The organism is Arthrobacter sp. B055-34 (assembly GCF_059090425.1).
Genome location: NZ_JBNHFQ010000012.1, coordinates 98978 through 116074, shown reverse-complemented (window position 1 = coordinate 116074; position 17097 = coordinate 98978). Strand labels below are relative to the sequence as shown.

The 17097-nt window shown below is 64.3% G+C and carries 18 protein-coding genes; 10 read left to right on the top strand and 8 right to left on the bottom strand.

What is annotated here, in order from left to right:
* Positions 1–182 precede the first annotated feature (182 nt).
* Positions 183–1178, top strand: a complete 996-nt coding sequence (locus AC5RWO_RS19375) for a GT-D fold domain-containing glycosyltransferase (RefSeq protein ID WP_498733269.1) — start codon at positions 183–185, stop codon at positions 1176–1178.
* Here AC5RWO_RS19375 and AC5RWO_RS19370 read toward each other — a convergent pair.
* The gene (locus AC5RWO_RS19370; RefSeq protein ID WP_498733268.1) at positions 1166–1729 is read right to left on the bottom strand and encodes a TetR-like C-terminal domain-containing protein; all 564 of its coding nucleotides are present in this window, start codon (positions 1727–1729) and stop codon (positions 1166–1168) included. The genes AC5RWO_RS19375 and AC5RWO_RS19370 overlap by 13 nt on opposite strands.
* A 76-nt stretch (positions 1730–1805) precedes the next feature.
* Here AC5RWO_RS19370 and AC5RWO_RS19365 point away from each other — a divergent pair, with 76 nt between their 5' ends.
* Positions 1806–2300: a DUF4188 domain-containing protein gene (locus tag AC5RWO_RS19365; RefSeq protein ID WP_498733266.1), complete on the top strand. Its 495-nt coding sequence runs from the start codon at positions 1806–1808 to the stop codon at positions 2298–2300.
* 23 nt (positions 2301–2323) lie between these two features.
* Here AC5RWO_RS19365 and AC5RWO_RS19360 read toward each other — a convergent pair whose 3' ends face one another.
* The 3 genes from AC5RWO_RS19360 to AC5RWO_RS19350 all read right to left on the bottom strand — a co-directional run bounded on the left by AC5RWO_RS19360 (position 2324) and on the right by AC5RWO_RS19350 (position 5426).
* Positions 2324–3229, bottom strand: coding sequence for an oxygenase MpaB family protein (locus tag AC5RWO_RS19360; protein WP_498733264.1), 906 nt, complete (start codon positions 3227–3229; stop codon positions 2324–2326).
* A 155-nt stretch (positions 3230–3384) separates the two neighbouring features.
* A complete protein-coding gene (locus AC5RWO_RS19355) occupies positions 3385–4413 on the bottom strand; it encodes an isopenicillin N synthase family dioxygenase (protein ID WP_498733262.1) in 1029 nt (342 codons plus the stop codon).
* Between the two features lie 101 nt (positions 4414–4514).
* Entirely contained in the window at positions 4515–5426 is a 912-nt protein-coding gene (locus AC5RWO_RS19350) for a Cof-type HAD-IIB family hydrolase (protein WP_498733260.1), read from the bottom strand.
* A gap of 227 nt (positions 5427–5653) precedes the next feature.
* On the opposite strand from AC5RWO_RS19350, the gene AC5RWO_RS19345 reads away from it, so the two are divergent.
* The 5 genes from AC5RWO_RS19345 to AC5RWO_RS19325 all read left to right on the top strand — a co-directional run bounded on the left by AC5RWO_RS19345 (position 5654) and on the right by AC5RWO_RS19325 (position 10503).
* On the top strand, positions 5654–6217 hold the full coding sequence (locus AC5RWO_RS19345) for a hypothetical protein (protein WP_498733258.1): 564 nt from the start codon (positions 5654–5656) through the stop codon (positions 6215–6217).
* Positions 6210–7793 (top strand): multicopper oxidase domain-containing protein, encoded by a 1584-nt coding sequence (locus AC5RWO_RS19340; protein ID WP_498733256.1) that lies wholly within the window; start codon positions 6210–6212, stop codon positions 7791–7793. The genes AC5RWO_RS19345 and AC5RWO_RS19340 overlap by 8 nt, the downstream gene beginning before the upstream one ends.
* Positions 7790–9463, top strand: a complete 1674-nt coding sequence (locus AC5RWO_RS19335) for a cell envelope integrity TolA family protein (protein ID WP_498733254.1) — start codon at positions 7790–7792, stop codon at positions 9461–9463. Before AC5RWO_RS19340 ends, AC5RWO_RS19335 begins: the two co-directional genes overlap by 4 nt.
* A gap of 73 nt (positions 9464–9536) precedes the next feature.
* The gene (locus AC5RWO_RS19330) at positions 9537–9836 is read left to right on the top strand and encodes a type II toxin-antitoxin system VapB family antitoxin (protein WP_498733252.1); all 300 of its coding nucleotides are present in this window, start codon (positions 9537–9539) and stop codon (positions 9834–9836) included.
* A complete protein-coding gene (locus AC5RWO_RS19325) occupies positions 9829–10503 on the top strand; it encodes a LytR C-terminal domain-containing protein (protein ID WP_498733250.1) in 675 nt (224 codons plus the stop codon). The genes AC5RWO_RS19330 and AC5RWO_RS19325 overlap by 8 nt, the downstream gene beginning before the upstream one ends.
* Before the next feature lie 2 nt (positions 10504–10505).
* Here AC5RWO_RS19325 and AC5RWO_RS19320 read toward each other — a convergent pair whose 3' ends face one another.
* From AC5RWO_RS19320 to AC5RWO_RS19310, 3 genes are all read right to left on the bottom strand, one after another.
* The gene (locus AC5RWO_RS19320; protein ID WP_498733248.1) at positions 10506–11720 is read right to left on the bottom strand and encodes an MFS transporter; all 1215 of its coding nucleotides are present in this window, start codon (positions 11718–11720) and stop codon (positions 10506–10508) included.
* An 81-nt stretch (positions 11721–11801) separates the two neighbouring features.
* The gene (locus AC5RWO_RS19315; RefSeq protein ID WP_498733273.1) at positions 11802–12503 is read right to left on the bottom strand and encodes a DsbA family oxidoreductase; all 702 of its coding nucleotides are present in this window, start codon (positions 12501–12503) and stop codon (positions 11802–11804) included.
* A gap of 16 nt (positions 12504–12519) precedes the next feature.
* Positions 12520–13947: an amino acid permease gene (locus tag AC5RWO_RS19310; RefSeq protein WP_498733246.1), complete on the bottom strand. Its 1428-nt coding sequence runs from the start codon at positions 13945–13947 to the stop codon at positions 12520–12522.
* 148 nt (positions 13948–14095) lie between these two features.
* Here AC5RWO_RS19310 and AC5RWO_RS19305 point away from each other — a divergent pair, with 148 nt between their 5' ends.
* From AC5RWO_RS19305 to AC5RWO_RS19295, 3 genes are all read left to right on the top strand, one after another.
* Positions 14096–14746 (top strand): CG0192-related protein, encoded by a 651-nt coding sequence (locus AC5RWO_RS19305; protein WP_498733244.1) that lies wholly within the window; start codon positions 14096–14098, stop codon positions 14744–14746.
* A gap of 64 nt (positions 14747–14810) precedes the next feature.
* Complete coding sequence (locus AC5RWO_RS19300; protein ID WP_498733242.1) at positions 14811–15143, top strand: ArsR/SmtB family transcription factor; 333 nt, start codon at positions 14811–14813, stop codon at positions 15141–15143.
* A gap of 13 nt (positions 15144–15156) precedes the next feature.
* Positions 15157–15654 carry an SRPBCC family protein gene (locus AC5RWO_RS19295; RefSeq protein ID WP_074700079.1) on the top strand — a complete coding sequence of 166 codons (498 nt, stop codon included), beginning with the start codon at positions 15157–15159 and terminating at the stop codon, positions 15652–15654.
* Positions 15655–16106: 452 nt separating this feature from the next.
* Here the strand turns inward: AC5RWO_RS19295 and AC5RWO_RS19290 are convergent, their stop codons facing one another.
* Positions 16107–17033, bottom strand: coding sequence for an alpha/beta hydrolase (locus AC5RWO_RS19290; protein WP_498733240.1), 927 nt, complete (start codon positions 17031–17033; stop codon positions 16107–16109).
* Between the last annotated feature and the right edge of the window lie 64 nt (positions 17034–17097).

The window sequence follows — 17097 nt, the reverse complement described above, 5'->3', positions numbered from 1 at the left end:
TCACAAGTACTGGTGCTAAGGCATAACGAACCCCGTTTTACTGCACCAACACAGGGAAGCAAGCCGATTCGATACACACTTTTTTGCCTATAAGCCGAGGCTCACGGGTTTCGGGTACGGCCGGCGTTAATATCTGGTGATACGTATCATCGGCCCTGGTGGCCGTAGAAGCAGGGGGCGTCATGTCGAAAGTTGATGTACTGCGACGGATCGTGGCAGGCACGCTGCAGCATCGAAAGAAGACGCTCGACGCCGCCAACCGGCAGATCAAGCTCCTTGAAGAGCAGAACAAGCTGCTGAAATCGCTGGTGAAGACCCAGGATTCGCTCGTTCAGACAGAGAAGAAGCGCGACGCGGTCATCGCGAAACTGCACTGGGAGGCGCAGCGCACGCGCACGATCGCGGAGAACATCCGCGGAGCCGTCATGGCGCCTATCCGGCAGGACATTGCCGAGGTCATGCAGGCCAAGCAGTTGGATCACCTCGAGACGCTGGCGGTCATCCGTGACGAGCGTAAGAGCTTTGCGCGGTTCGGCGACGGAGAATTCCGCCTGATGTACCGCCGCGAGCACAACTTGAAGTTCCATAAGAACTCGCCGGAGCTGATGACCGCGCTGAAGAGCGTCCTGGTGTCGCCCCATCCGGACACCCTGCTTGGAATGCCTCAGGTGTTCCTCGGGCTGCACTGGTCCATCGTGTTTGCGGAGACCTGGCATTTCGTCGGGCCGCTGGTGGCGACACAGGAACGTTTCGGCAACAGCCATGTGACCCGCCCTGCCATGTTCGACGAATACGGTCAGGACGCCGTGGAAGCGTGGCGGTCCGTCTGGGCCGGTCGGGATGCAGCCGTCATCACCGGCGAAGGTTCCCGCTTCGACCTGATCGACCCCTTGTTTGGCTCACTGCGCAGTTCTACGGAATTCTTCTCGAAACCGACGGACGCCTTTGATGATCTGCCCCGACTGGTGGACCAGGTTGTTGCCTCCGGGCTGGATCTGGCGTTGCTCTCGCTGGGGCCCGCCGCGACGGTGGCGGCAGACATGCTCGCCGCGCGCGGAGTGCAGGCTCTGGATATCGGACACCTTTCGGCGAGTTACCTGAACGTCCTTGAGGGTGCTGCCCTGCCGGAGGAAATGCCGACTGCACGTCGGGTCGAGGACAAGGTTCAGGCGGGGTAGGTGCGCTCGATGGCGCGCAGGGCTGTTTCGTAGGCGGCGGCCCAATCGGTGCCGGGAACATTGGCGAGTTCGAGACTGACGAGTCCGTGGACCTGGCCCCAAATGGCTGCGGCAACCAGCGGCACTGGCTCTTCGGATCCGGCCGCGGCGAGTGCCTTGGCCACCGCCTCGTAGAGGGGTTGGATAGCGTTCGAGGACGCATCGGGACTTGGTTCGCAAGGGATCTGCGCCGCGGTAGAGCCGAACATCAATGTGTAGAACGCCGGGTGCTCCAGCGCCCACTGGCGGTAAGCCCTGCCCAGTGCCGCCAGGCCCCCGGGAGAGGCCGCGCGCTGGGAATCCCCGAAGGAGCGGAAGGCGTCGTCAACCACCGCCGTCAGCAACTGCGACTTGCCGCCGAAAAGCGAGTAGACCGCCGTCGTCGAGGTGTTCGCTGCTGCTGCGACATCGCGCAACGCCACCCGACTGGGGCCCTGCTCGGCCATGAGGATTGCCGTCGTTTCGATCAAACGCTGCCGCAGCTCGGAATCGTAAACAGTAGGTCTTGCCATGGCTCCCATTGTTCCATAACATTGTTTTATAACGTCGTTATAAAATGAAGCGGCACCAAGAACGTAGGAGAAGGCCATGGGCCAGAGCGTTATTTCCGGCAGGTTTACCGCGGTCCCGGAGACAGAGACCGTGACGGTTTTCCTGATCGGCATGCGGGCCAACCGCTGGTGGAAGTTCGGCAAACTGCTGCCCATGTCTACGGCCATGGCGCGCATGCTCAACCATCTGGTGGCCACGCCGGAAGCGGGTCTGCTGGGCTTCCATTCATGGTTTGGCAGGACCACCATCATGCTCAGCTACTGGGAAAGCCCCGAGCACATCCAGCGCTTCGCCGCGGACCGGACCGCACCGCATCTGGAGCCCTGGCGCAAATTCATGCGGGAATCGGCCGGCAGCGGCGACATCGGCGTGTGGCATGAGACCTACCAGGTTGCCGTACGCGACCAGGAGTCCGTGTACAGCGACATGCCGCCCTTCGGCCTCGGCGCCGCGACCAAGAGCGCGCCGATCGGCCGCGGCGGCAACACGGCGCGGCAGCGGCTGGGGCGGCAGAAGCCGGCCAAGGTCTGAGGTCCTGCGCTCCGGCCTGACACTCAGGCATTCTGCTGGGACAGCCGGGAGATCCGGCGGCGGGCAGAGACTTCGCTCGGTGGTTTTGGGCCCAATCCCAGTCTCACAAACGCCAGCACCAACCGAGTGGCAGGACGCACCGGAAGCGGTAATGGGCCTAGCGAAGGTTTCTTCAGGCCGAGCAGTTCCAAATAATGCGGTTCCAGCGTGTTGACCGCGCCGGCGAACAGGATCCGGTAGCCGAGCCGCTGGGAGCGGGGGAGCGGTGGGTGGCGGATGAACTCCACTGCCTCCGCCACCTTGGCGTCATGCAGCAGTTCCGGGCGGAAGGCCGCCAGTTGCTCATCCAGTTCTGCCCGGGTCCGGGGCGGATGGGGAACCTGCATGAGCTCTCCGGCTTTGGCCCACTCGGCGACGTACTGGTCCTGACCACCCGGTATCGGTTTTCCATATGCGGTATGCGCGGCCAGGAAGGCCTCCACGAAGGCCACATGTACCCAGCTGAGCGGATCAGGATCATTGGCGTAGTAGTTGCGCGTTGCTCCGTGGGTATCCAAGTAGGTGCCGCGGACCCTTTCGTGCAGTTTCAGGATGCGCTCGCAGGCGGTGTGCGCCGCAGCCGTGTCTCCGTAGGTGACCGTCATGATCCAGCGGCTGGTGGACGCCAAACGGACCAGCGGCCGTTCACGGTACATGGAGAAATCGTCCACGCCGGCCAAAGCGCCCGGATGCAGTGACTGCACCAGCAGCGCCCTGATCCCTCCGACCAGCGTGGTGACGGAGCCGTGGACAGTCCAAACGGCCGAGCCCGGGGCAAAGAAACCTTCGTCCTTTCCCTCGGCGAGATCCAGAGCCCACTGCGGCACCTCCCCGTCGGTAGCCGACAAGGTCCTCCGAAGTTCGCGCCGCAGCGCCTTGAGTGCGCCCATGCCTTCATTATTGAACGGGCGGCTGCAACTGTCATCGCCGTCGGGCGGATTGCCCTGTATAGCCAAAGCACGACGCCGGGTGACCGGCGAATCTGAGCCGGGCACCCGGCGTCGTACGCGGGTTATTGAAGCGCCAGTGAAGGGCGCGCGGGAAGCTACTTGGCGAGCAGCTCGGGGTAGTACTTTTCCGTCACATCGGGGTGGGCGCGCGCGCGTCCCTTGAGCATGTTGGCGCCGAACTGGGCCAGCATCGGGTTGTTGGGATCGTCCGAGAGGCCGCGGGATTCGGACTTCAGCTCGTCCGGCAGCGGGATCGGGTCGATCATGGCATCCAGGCGCGGCGACCAGAAGAACGGTACCGAGTAGCGGTCCACGCCGGGCGGCGGGGCCTGCACGCGGTGGATGGTGGCGGTGATGTAGCCTTCGGTGGCCACCTCCAGCATCTCGCCCAGGTTCACCACCAGCGCGCCTTCGATCGGCTCGACCGGCAGCCATTCGGTGGTGCCCGGAGGCTGCACCTCAAGGCCGCCCACCTGGTCCTGCAGCAGCAGCGTGATGAAGCCGTAGTCGGCGTGGATGCCCACGCCCTGGTCCCCGGCATCCTCGACCACGCCGCCTACGTAGTGCACCAGCTTGCCCATCCAGTGCGGGCTGCCGGCATACGCTGCGTCGAAGTAGTCCTCCGGCAGGCCGAGGCCCACACCGATACCGGAGAGCAGTTCCCGGCCCACGGTGGACATCAGGTCCGCCCAGGCCATGGCCTTCTCGCGCAGATCCGGCTGGGCCTGGTCCGGCCACTGGTTGGGGCCGCGCAGCAGCAAGTACTTCTGGTCCTCGGAGTAATCGGCAACCGGTTCGGACTCCGGCGAGTAGTCCAGCTGCTCGCGGGCATCCGCTTTGCCCTGGGTGCGCTCCGTGCCCATCCGGGTGTAGCCGCGGAAGTGCGGCGAGTTGCGGTTGTCCAGCTTCAACCGTTCCTCGAGCGGCAGGTTGAAGAAGCGCTGCATGGCGTCGAAGAGCTCGGCCACCTGGTGCTCGCCGGCGCCGTAGCCGGTGACCTGGAAGAAGCCGACCCGGTGAGCGGCGTCGCGCAACTGGTCGACGAAGACGGGGTTGAAAGAGCCGTCTTCGAGGCGTGCAATTCGGAGGTCTAGAACAGGTATGGTCCCCTGGTTGTTTGACATGCTCGCAGACTAGCACTCGTCATACTTGACATCCGCGCGTCGGTTACGAAATGTGTTTTTCTGCCCCAAATGGACCCCGGCCGCTGCCCCGGTGTCCCGGCTTAGAGCGTCTTGGCGATGGCGGCCCAGGTGCGCAGGAAAGCGCCGCCGGAATACTCGTGGATGGAGTCCGGAAAGCCCAGATGCGCGGCGGTCAGCACCGGGTACGGCTTCTGCGGGATGCCGTCTGCGGGGCGCACGTCCACATGGACCACCGCATGCCCGTTGTAGTGCAGGGTGTCCGCCATCGCGTAGTCGGTGCGGGAATCGCCCATGGTCCGCCACGCGTGCGGGATGACCCCCTCCGCCGCGAGCATCTCCAGGGCGCGCTGGGCGCCGAGGTCCTTGCCCAGCCGGATCGATTCGATATCGGTGGAGATAATGGTCGGATCCAGCCTGTAGTCCACCTGGTCGTCGCTGTCCGGCTCATGGTGATCCAGCCGGCTGGCACCCAAGTTGAACTTGCCCATCAAAGCCAGCGCCTCGGCGTCGAACTCTTCCTGCAGCCGCCGGTATTCGAGGTTGTCCGCCTCGACGACCTGTTCCACGGAGACCATGGCGTGCTTGGTCTCGTCGAAGAACATGTGGCTGGAGTAGCGGGTCGCCACCAATTGCCGGATCTCCGCGGCATAGTCCTGCGGGACGGACAGCGAGCGGTCAACGTGGATGGTGCCCGGGCCTTCGGCGCCGAAGCTGAACCACACCGCGCCCTTCTCGCACACCGCATGGAACCGGACGCCACTGGGGATGCCGGCGGCCAGCATCGGATCCATGACCTGCTCGCGGATGAAGGCATCGGAGCGGCCGGTATTGAAGACCACTGGCCAGCCTTTCGAGGCCATGGTCAGCAGGGCCTCGAGAATGCTCGTCGGCACGGTGCGGCTGACCGGGCTGGCAATCGGACCGTCCACATCAAGCAGGAGACCGATAGGTGGCTGGGCAGGGCGATGTGGTGTGCCGGCGGTGAGAGTCATGCTCTCATTATCTCTATCTGCCCCGCTGAGTCGAAGGCAGCCGGGTGACCCTACGTTTTCTCCAAGGTTTTGGTTGCAAGCTGTTGGAACCACACCATCCAGACGTAGTTGGGGATACGGAAATGATGACAGTAGTTGGGGAACATACTGTCGCGCCTGAGTCCGAAGGAACCGAGGTTCCAACGGGCTTGACGCGCAGAGTATTTGGAGTCCTAGTAGGCGCCGGCGTGGCCGGCATTATCGGCGGAGGCAGCCTTCTCTCAGCCTCGAAGAAGGCCGCGGATACCGGAGGCATCAGCCGCGGATCCGGGGTATGGACGTCCTTCGGAAGCGTGCGCATCGTAGCCGCGGAAAGACAGTCGCGGATGCCGCAGACGCCCGGCGCGGGGGGTTCCACCGCGTCCGCTACCGGTGCCGCATCAACCGGCCACGACCATGGCGGCGCAGCTGTGTCCGGCACGCAGCCGGCCAACTTCACCTGGGGCGACCATGTGGTGCTGCAGCTGGAAGTCCACAACGGCCTGGACCGGCCGGTCCTCTTCTCGCCCGGCCAGCTGCGGCTGAAGGTGGGCCCCGACGGACCCACGGTCACCAACAGGTCATCCGGCGCCGGCAAGGGCGCCTTGGACCCGGGCGCCACCAACAACTTCTGGATCAGCTTCCTGGTGCCCTCCGACATTGAGCGGCTCTCTGCCGAATTCACGGATCCGTGGTCGGACGGCGCGCCGCTGGCCCTGGAACTGCCCACCGTCCTTCACCGGCCCGGATGGCTGGAGAACAATCATGGATGAGTTCGAAAACAACGGCCAGCAAAACGACGGCGGCGGGGCCCTCCTGGGCGAGGACGCGCCGGTGAGCCGCTGGAGCTTTGTGAAATACGGGGCTGCCGCGGGGCTCGGCGCGCTGGCGCTGGCCGGTGCGCAGCCGGCCCACGCGCGGACCGCGACGCCGACCGAAGAGGCTGAGGCGCCCGAGCCCACCGATCTAGCGACGGGTGTTGCGACCGGCGTGGCTACCGAAGAGGCTGAGGATCTGGAGCCCACTGACGAGGCGACCGACGAAGCTGAGGACGTGGAGCCCACTGACGAGGCGACCGATGAAGCGGAAGCTCCGGATGCAAAGCTGTTGGAATCGGACCGGGAAGTGCTGGATGTCTACATCAACGAGGGCTACCTCAAGATGGTGGATGACTCGCTGGTTTACTTCCGCGGGTTCGGCGACCGCCCCACCGAGAAGAACGACGCCAATCCCAGCCTCACCATCAAGCCCAAGGTCTTCCTGAAGGACGACACCTGGGTGGAGAGCCGGATCTACCCGGTAGGGGCACCGGAACCGCCACGTGGTACGCCGACTCCGCTGGGGCCGGATCCGCATAATCCCGGCCAATATTATGTCCGCAGGGCCCACTGGGGCAGCTTCATGCCCGAGCGGGTGATCGTGGCCGAAACCGGCAGCACGATCACGCTGCGCGTGCACAACCGGCTGGCTAAGGAGCACGAGCTGGCCATCCACAAGGCCGGCGACGACGGCGAAGATGTCAGCACGGGCAAGATCGCTCCCGGCAAGGTCGGCATGCTGGAACTGAAAGCGCCGGAACCCGGGGTTTACATCTACAGCGACCCGGGCAACCAGCCGGTGGAACGGACCCTGGGCCTGTACGGCGCGCTGGTCGTCATGGATCCGTCGGACGCCTGGTGCATCTCGCCGGACGGTGCCGAATTCGAACGCCAGTGGGTCTGGCTTTGCCACTCTGTCGATCCGGTGTGGGCGAACATCGAGGCCAAGGGCGGTACGGTGGACCCGGTCCGGCAGAAAGCCGTGCCGCGCTACTTTACGCTCAATGGCCGCAGCGGTTACGAGTCCATGGGCATGACCCGCAACGATGCGTTGAACCGGGCAGCCGATGAAGAGACCACCATTTCTGGGTACCCGCGGCAGTTCGACGCCCGGGAGTTCGCCCAGGGCTCGGTCATCGGCTCACTGCGCGGCGGGCAGTTGGTCCGCATCGTCAACTGCGGGATTGTCTTTCATCAGATGCACTTCCACGGCAACCACCTGTGGACCGTGCGCTGCGATAACGAGGACTGGAGCCGCGACGAAGGGCACGTGGGTGAGGACGGCTACGTCTGCATCCAGCAGTGGGAAGACGTCATCAAGGTCAGGGGGATGGAGTCCAAAGACGCCATCATTCCGATCAAGCGGCCGCCGGATGCGGTGGACCAAGTCTGGGCAAATAGGAAAACCGACTGGGCCTACCCCATGCACTGCCACTCCGAATCTTCCCAGACCGCCGCTGGCGGCATGTACCCGGGCGGTTTGACCTCCCACTGGATCATTAAAGCGCCTCTCGAAGGAGCGACATCATGATGGAAACATTGCTCCCGGGCAGAAGGCTGAGCTTCCAGGAGCGGAAGGCCGCCGAAAAGAAGCGGAAGGAAGCCGCGGCGAAGAAGAAGCGGGAACAGGAGGCTCGGCGAAAGCGCGAGGCCGAGGCAAAGAAGCGGGCCGCGGCGGCGAAGAAGAAGCGGGAAGCTGAAGCGAAGAAGCGCGCTGCCGAAGCAAAGCGCAAGGCGGATGAGGCTAAAAAGCGGCGCGAGGCGGAAGCCAAGAAGCGTGCAGAAGAGGCTAAGCGCCGTCGCGAGGAGGATGCGCGCCGGAAGCAGGCGGCCGAGGAAAAGCGCCGCCGCGAGGAGGAAGAGGCTAGCAAGCCCAAGCCGCCACCGACTTCGACCACGCCGCCTCCAGTAGACAAGCCGACGGAGCCAACCGAGCCCAAGGGCCCGGAGGACAACACCGGGACCGATCCGGAAGACAGCACTGAGCCGACCGAACCGGACGAGGAGCCGACGGATGGGGCCGAGCCGGAACCGGAACCCGAGCCGGACCCCGAACCTGAGCCGGTGCCGGAGCCTCCCGTCGTGGAGGAGGAAGCCCGGCACATCTTCGATAGCCAGGTGGACTTCAGCTCGAACCAGAACGAGCAGGATAAACCGGTCACCGAATTCAAGATGACCCCGAACATCAGCTACGAACTCGACTTCTACGGCACTGACCTGAGGTTCGATGACGGTGCCGAAGTGGAGATGTGGAGCTTCGAAACCGACGATCAGCGCAAGTGCTTCCCGGGCCCACTGATCAGGCCGAAGGAAGGCCAGATTTTCCACGCCAGTTTCAGCCCGAGCAAAGGCAACCACACCATCCACTGGCACGGCATGGAACCGGACCCCCGGAACGACGGCGTGGGGCACACCTCTTTTGAGATCGCCGGGGACTACACCTACCAGTGGCAGCCCGAGAAGGGCAGGCCGGGCGTCGCCGACTACGGGACGGCCGGAACGTACTTCTACCACTGCCATGTGAACACCACCCTCCATGTCCAGATGGGCATGTTCGGACCGCTCATCATCGATCCGATCGAGCATCCGGACTTTCCCGTCACGCCGGGCGCGCGGCGGGCGTTTGTGGACGGACCGGAATACGACATCGACACCGAAGCGCTCCTGATCCCGTACAGCATGGATACGCGCTGGCACGGCATGAACCATGCCGCCGGCCTGTCGGGCGAGGACGCGGGCCTGAACCACTTCCAGCCCAAACATTTCTATGCGCTGGGAGGGGAGCTTGCACGCCGTCCTAGCGGGAAGGAAAAGGTTTGGTCGATGAAGTCACTCCGCGCCAACGTGTACAAAGACGGTGATACTCGCAAGCCGACCTTGCTGCGGCTGCTGAACGCCAACTACCTGCCCACGATGCTGCGGTTCCAGGACAAGTCGGGCAAACCTGTGGCCATGGCCGAGGTCATCGCCCATGACGGCAGGCCGTACCGCGATACGCACGCGAAGGACGGGTACTCCCCGCCCTGTGGGGCGGCCGGCTATCCGATGATGACCAGTTTGCTGGCGTCCGGTTCCGCCGAGCGTTATGACCTGCTGCTCTTTCCCCCGGCAGCGGGGGAGTATCAGGTGGTGCTGGACTTCAAGGACTGGATCACCGACGAGGTGATCGGCCAGCGAATTATCCCGCTGACTGCCTCGTAACCTTTTGGGTACAAGAAAGGCACGCGCCGGATGAAATGTTTTGTTCGGCGCGTGTCTTCTCTACGCTGGATTGGTGATCTTCAAAGCCGTAGGCGACAACCGCCCATATCCTGACCATGGTTACGAGAGCCCCAAAGACTGGGCCAGCGTACCGCCGCGCCAGGTCCGGCTCGATGAGCTCATCACCACCAAGAGCACGCTCGATCTGGAGGCACTGCTGGCCGAGGACTCCACGTTCTTCGGCGACCTGTTCCCGCATGTGGTCCAGTGGCAGGGCAAGTTGTACCTCGAAGACGGACTCCACCGGGCCGTCCGCACCGCCCTGCACCAGCGGGCCGTTCTGCACGCACGGGTGCTCGTGATCGATGACTAAGCCCTCGAACCTGCCGCAGAAGCCGAAGCGGAAACCAACGGAAACGCTGCGCTTGCAGGGACGCAACATCATCACCGAGGACGATCTGGACGAAGTCTTTCCCGACGAGGGCAACGTGGAGAAACCGGAGATCTACAGCCACCGGAAGATCCTGCACGGTGTTGTCCTGACGCTGCTGGTAGCTCTCATCATCGCCGCCGTCCTGACTGCTCTGGCGGTGGTCCGCGGCGACCTTAAGATTCCGGGCTGGTCCCACACTCCGGCTCCGGCGGCGACCTGCCCTGCAGCCGTGCACGAATACCCGCCGAACGATTCCATTACCGTCAACGTATATAACGGCACGCAGGAGGAAGGCCTGGCCAGCCAGACGTCCGGGCTGCTAGCCAAACGGGGTTACCAGATCGGCGAAGTCGCATCGAAACGCATGAGTCGTACCGGCCTCACCGCCGTCATCATTTCCGGGCCCGCAGGGGAGGCCAACGCCTTCAACCTGCAGCGGAATATTCCAGAGACGGAATACGTGGCGGATCAGCGCGCCGATGCCAGCGTGGACGTAGTGCTCGGGTCGCAGTTTAAGCAACTCGTCCCGCCGGACAGCGTCGAACAGACCGCGGGGGCATTGAGCTGCCCGCGGCTTTCGCCCGCACCCAGTGAAGTCGCCAAGTAGGTTTAGCCAGCGCGCGGCGGACGGTGTTTGCGGCCGTGGACAACGTAATAAAGTACGACGGCGGCAAGCACAAGGACGCACAGCGCGCCGAACATTCCCGGGTAGCCCGTCAGTGGCAGAAGGGCGCCGAGGACCACAGGGCCCACGCCGACTCCCAGATCGAGCATCAGGTAGAACGTGGACGTTGCCGTGCCTAGGCGCATTTCGGGTGCCTCGGTGACCGCGATGGCCTGGACGCTGGGCGTGAGGGAACCAAAACCTAAGCCGCTGAGTACGCCGGCCGCGGCGATGGACCATACCGCCGGCTCCAGGGCGAGCAAGCCGAGGCCCGCCGCGAAGACGGCCAGCGCGGGGTAGATGATCGCATTGTCGCCCCGGCGGTCGTGGATCCGGCCCACGAACAGGCGGGAGACCAGCACGGCCACCGCGTAGACCAGGAAGAACATGCTCGCAGCGGAGGCGATTCCCTGCTCCAGCGCGTAGGAAGTGAGGAAGGCCAGGAAGCCGGAGTAGGCCACGCCGCAGACCAGAATGACCGTCGAGACGGGCAGCGCGCCTGGCTCGAGCACCGCCGCCAGAGAGATTCGTCGCCGGCCGGTTCGCCGCTTCCGCCCGGACCCGGCGCGCCGCCTGGGTAGCTCCGGCAGGCGGATGGCGAGGGCGATCAGGAACGCGCCCACCGAACACGCCGCGCAGAAAAAGAACAGGCCCGCGTAACTTCCGCCGGCCGAAAGCATCACGGCCAGGAACGGCCCCAGCGCGATGGACAACGTGGTGGACAAGCCGAAGTAGCCGGTCCCCTCGCTCCGCCGGGCCGGCGGGATCAGCGTCTGCACCGAGGCGGCGACGGCGGTGCTCCCCGCGCCGAAGGCCATGCCGTGGATGATGCGCAGCGCCAGCAGCAGGGGCAGCGAACCCGCCGGAATGTAGAGCAGGGAGGCGGCCACGAAGACCAGCAGGGCCGCCAGGAGCAACCGGCGCCGGCCCACCACATCGAGCAGCCAGCCGGCGAAGATCCGGGCGAACACCGAGCCGATAATAAACGAGCTGGAGGCCAAGCCGGCCAGCGTGTCCGAGGCCCGGAAACGGTCCACCGCGTAGAGCGCCATCGAGGTCATCAGCAGGTAGAAGACCATCGAGATGAACAGGTTGACGGCGATTGCGAGAACGAAGTCCTTGGTCCAGAGCCTTCCGGACTGCCGGCCGTTCCCGCTCATGCACTGATCCCTTCGCCCACACGCTGATGGGCCGGGAAAGCTCCCGGCCCATCAGCAATTATCCCCGGTCCAGGGGTGCGGTTAGTTGCAGCCGTCCGGGCCGCAGATTGCGCCGTCGTCGTTGTTTCCGGAGAGCACGGTCACCGGATTGCGTTCCGCCCAGGCCTGCGCCAGCGCCTGGCTGAAGCTTTCGGTGGGCTGGGCGCCCGAGATGCCGTACTTGCGGTCCAGCACGAAGAACGGTACGCCGGTCACGCCGAGCGCACGGGCCTCGGCGATGTCCGCCTGCACGTCCTCGGTGTAGCGGTCGCCCTCGAGCGACTCGCGGATTTCCGCCTCGTTCAGACCAAGTACGACGCCGGTGCGCATCAGATACTCCACGTCGCCGATGTCTTCGCCGTGTTCGAAATGGCCGGACAGCAGCGCTTCCTTGGCCTGCGCGTCCAGGTTGTGGGCCTTGGCCAGGTGCAGGAAGCGGTGCGCGGTGAAGCTGTTGGCCACCACGATCTTGTCGAAATCGTAGGCCAGGCCTTCGCCGGCCGCCTGCTCGGTGACATGCGCGAACATCTGGCGGACCTGGTCCTGCGGCATGCCCTTCATCTGGCTCAGGTACTCGGTCTCCGTGCCGTCGTAGTGCGCCGGCAGGCTGGGGTCCAGCTGGTAGCTGCGCCACTGGACGTCAATCTGGTCCTTGTGCTCGAACTTCTCGAGGGCTTTCTCGAAACGGCGCTTTCCGATGAAGCACCAGGGGCAGGCAATGTCGGACCAGATCTCAATCTTCATGGACACGTCAACATTTCTAACGGTCGATGTATTCCGGCTGGACGGTGCCGGTGGCGGTCTCGTCCACCAGCTCGGCCCGCACATGGCCCTTGCCCTTGATGCCGAAGTGGTACGCCACAAACAGCACCGCGATCCACGCCACTCCGACAACCAGCGCCACGCGGGTGTCCGGCATGATGCCCAGTAGCACCACCACGAACACCATGAACGCCAGTGCCGCGTAGGACGCCACGGGCCAGAACGGCACGGCGAACTCCGAGGCCGGCAGCTTCTTCCGCGCAATCTCGCGCTTCATCGCGATGTGCGAGAGCAGGATCATCAGCCACACCCACACGGTGGCGAAGGTGGCGATCGACGCGATGATCAGGAATAGGGAGTCGGGCAGCAGCACATTGAGGACGACGCCGACCAGCAGCACCGCGGTCATCGTCGCCACCGTCATCCACGGCACCCCGTGACGGGAGATCCGTGCGAATGACGCCGGCGCGTGGCCCTGCTGCGCCAGGCCGTACATCATCCGGCCGGCCCCAAACGTGTCCGAATTTATGGCCGAAATCGCGGCCGTGATGACCACGGCATTGAGGATGTGCGCGGCGGCCGGAATGCCCAGCGCGTCGAAGATCTGCACAAACGGGCTGGTCTCGCCGTCGATCTGGTTCCACGGAAAGATCATCATGAGCACACCGAGCGTGCAGACGTAGAAGAGCAGGATGCGCACCGGCACCGTGTTGATCGCCGCCGGAATGGCTTTCTTCGGGTTCTCCGCCTCGCCCGCCGTGATGCCGATGGTCTCGATCCCGCCGAACGCGAACATCACAATCGAGAAGGAAGCCAGCAGGCCCCAGAAACCGTTGGCAAAGAAACCGCCCGAGGCGAGCATCGTCCCCAGCCCGGGGTTCGCCGCGTCCGGTAGCCCGAAGCCAAACACCACAATCGCGGCACCGCCAGCGATCATCGCGATAATGGCGGCGACCTTGATGATCGACAGCCAGAACTCCGTCTCGCCGAACACCTTGACCCGCATCAGGTTCAGCGCCGCGATCAGGCAGACGACGGCGAGAATCCAGATCCAGCGCGGGACCTCCGGGAACCAGAAGCCCATGTAGATGCCGAACGCCGTCACGTCGGCAATGGCCACGATCGCCATCTCGAAGGCGAAGGTCCAGCCGGTGATGAACCCGGCGAACGGGCCGAGGTAACGGCTCGCGTACTGCCCGAAGGAGCCGGACACCGGATGCCGCACGGCCATCTCGCCCAGTGCCCGCATGACCAGGAAGACGGCCGCGCCGCCGATCGCGTAGGCCAGCAGGACGGCCGGACCGGCAGCCTGGATGGCGGCGGCCGAGCCGTAGAACAGGCCTGTGCCGATGGCCGAGCCGAGGGCCATGAACCGGATGTGGCGGACAGTCAGACCGCGCGCGAGTGCCTGGGCAAATTGTGCCATGGGAAACGTACCTAGTTTCACGAAAGGGGAGGGCCGGAAAGAAAAAAGCGGCCGGTTAATCTTACGCCCGAGCTGATGGGCCAATCTCACACACGGCGGTTCCAGTGGCCAACCCCACAGCGCTAGCCAAGTCTCGTACGCTTCTGGAATGGCCATTATTTACGACGCAGTCCTGAATCCCTCCAAGATCGACCTCCTGGCATCATGGCTGCCGGATCAGCCGTGGTTCCCGCAGATAGGGGAGCAGCGTTCGGAATCAGGAGAGCAGCCGGCGTTGGAGCCCATCGGCGCATTCCGCTTCGACGACCCCATCGGCGACATCGGCATGGAGGTCCACCTGCTGCGCCTCGACGACGGCACCGTCCTGCAAGTGCCGCTGAGCTACCGCGGCGCACCGCTGGACGGCGCCGAACCGTGGCTCGCTGGCACCATGGAACACTCCGTGCTCGGCAAGCGCTGGATCTACGACGCCTGCGGCGACCCGGTCTTCGCGGCGGCACTCGCCACGGCAATCCTGCAGGGCGGTACCGAGGCCGAGCTGTTTCTCGACAAAGACGGCACGCTCGAACCCCTCGAGCGTTCGGTCAGTGTGCGCGGCAGCGGCACGCCCGGCACCGAGGTCCCGCAAATTACGACGGCGGTGCCCGCCACCGTGGGTGCGGTCACCACCATTACGGCCGGGCTGCTGGCCCTTTCCCTGTACCGCATCCCCGTTGCCGATGAACCTGGCACCCACGGCAACACTCTCACCGGCACCTGGGGCAGTCATGCTCCGGTGGTTCTGGCCTCCATCCCGTAACCCCTAATTTTCGGCAGACACTACCTATTGACCCTGATGCTGTAGGGGACTAATCTACAACCAAATGGTTGTAGATCAAGTTTCCAATGCCGAGTTGGACCGCCTGTTCCAGGCGCTCGCCGACGCCACCCGCCGCGACATTGTCGCGCGGGTCCTCACCGGCGAGTATTCCGTCTCGGGCTTGGCTGCCGAATACGCCATGAGTTTTGCCGCCGTACAGAAACATGTGGCGGTGCTGGAGCGGGCTTCCCTTGTCACCAAGGAGAAGCGCGGAAGAGAGCAGATGGTGCGGATTCATCTCGAAGGGCTGAGAAGGGCGCGGCGGCTGCTCGATGACTATGAGGAGATCTGGCAACAGCGTGTTGCCCGGATCGACGACATTCTCGCTGAGGGATAGAAAGGGCACCATCATGCCGGTTATCAGTTCGGAAAAGGACGTCGAGGCGCTGCGCTTCACCATCGTCGCGGAGTTCGACGCAAGTGTTGAGCGCGTCTGGCAGATCTGGGAGGATCCGCGCCAGCTCGAGCGCTGGTGGGGCCCGCCCACCTGGCCCGCCACCTTCGAAAAGCATGAGTTCGAGCCCGGTGGCAAGGCCAACTACTACATGACCGGACCCGAAGGAGAGAAGGCCCGCGGGTGGTGGAAGTTCACCGCCATCGAGGCTCCGAACCGGTTGGAGTTCGACGACGGGTTCGCCGACGAGAACTGGGCACCCGTGGAGGACATGGGCATTACCCACGCCGCCGTGACCCTGGAAAATATCGACGGCAAGACCCGAATGACCACAGTGTCTGGTTTCGAGTCCGCCGAGCAGCTGCAGAAGATGCTCGCCATGGGCATGGAAGAAGGAATGAAGGAGGCTATGGGCCAGATCGACGCCGTCATCGCCGCGCCCGCCCCCGCCTGATCCAGAATCGGCAAGACCCTGCCGATTGGCAACTTCCGGCACGCGGCGCAGTGGATAGATCAGGCAGTCGACACGGTGGTGCCCCGGACCGCAATGGTCCGGGGCACCCCTATTCCTAGGAAAGCGTGGCTAGGGGTTCCGGACGCTAGCCGCGTTTATGCTCAATTGATGGATAGAGGCCAGATCTGCGAGCTAGAGGGGCAGACCTCGATCAATGAATTGCTCGACGAGCCGGTCGGCACTACTCATATCCAGATGGTATTGCCGATTTACCTGGAGCTCAGGCCGGGTGAATTCAGGCATTTGTCCTGACACGAGCCGGTCGGAACTGAAATCGCCCTGATAAGGGTGGGGACTTTCCATCGCCGTTTCTGGTCCCCAGTCGGCGCAGGGCAGCACTCTCTGTCCAGACCTTGGGTTGCCGTGTGCAATCCACGAGGCCTTCGCAGGCGTCATTGGGCCGACGTCAGGTGTTGCCGCAGGAATCGGGCCTGGTCGCTGATCACCGTTGACTGTACTGGGTCCTCATAGATGCCGAAGTGACCGACCGGGTAGCTTAGGAGATACCCGTGGGGCGCAGCCCGGGCCACGGACTCCGCGGCGAGCGGGTTCGTCTCGATGTCGTATGCAGCTACGCAGACTAGCAGGGGTGCTGTCACGCGCTCGGCGGTGCCGCGATGGTACCTGGGAGGACGGAAGAACAATCTGGGTGCAAACTCATTCCGCCAGGTCGGTCCTGTCTCGGCAGCCCTTGCCAGGAACCGTTCATAGTCGGCATCAATCACAGCACCCGCTTGTCCGGGTGGTGCGAAGACCGGCAGATAATGCGGCTCGAGCCCTCGCCGGGCCCGCAGCTCGTCGCGGGCAGCAGCGCCGAGCAGTTTGAAGGCAACGCCCAGGATTATCCGCAGCGGTAGGTTCTTGCGTTGCCGCTTGGCTCGGAACTCCTCGAGCAGACTTCCGGATCCCAGGCCGAATTCCGGTACTTGGACTACCACTGCCCGGATCCGGGCGTCTTCGGCGGCCAATCGCAGGACGTGACCCCCGGAGAAGGAGCTGCCCCACAGCCCTATTGCGTCCGTATCCACACCTGATAAGGAGCGGACCAACGCCAGGGCGGCCCGCCAGTCCTCGATCTGCCGGGAGACGTTGACGACTTGGCGAGGCTGCCCGTCGCTTGCACCGAAATGGCGGTAATCGAAGGTAAGTGCATGCAGGCCCTGCTCCGAGAACGCTGCCGCGTACCCGGCCAGCTGGTCCTGGGTGCCGGTGAACCCATGCCCCATGACGACGCAGGGGCCCACGCCCCTTTGTTCGGATGGGTAGAAGGTTGCGGCACAGGAAGTTCCCCCGGAATCGAAGGTAAGCGACCGAACCATGCTTCCATCCTGTTACTGCGGCCAGCCGGGATCAAGGATGTACCCGTCACGGCGACGGCCGGGA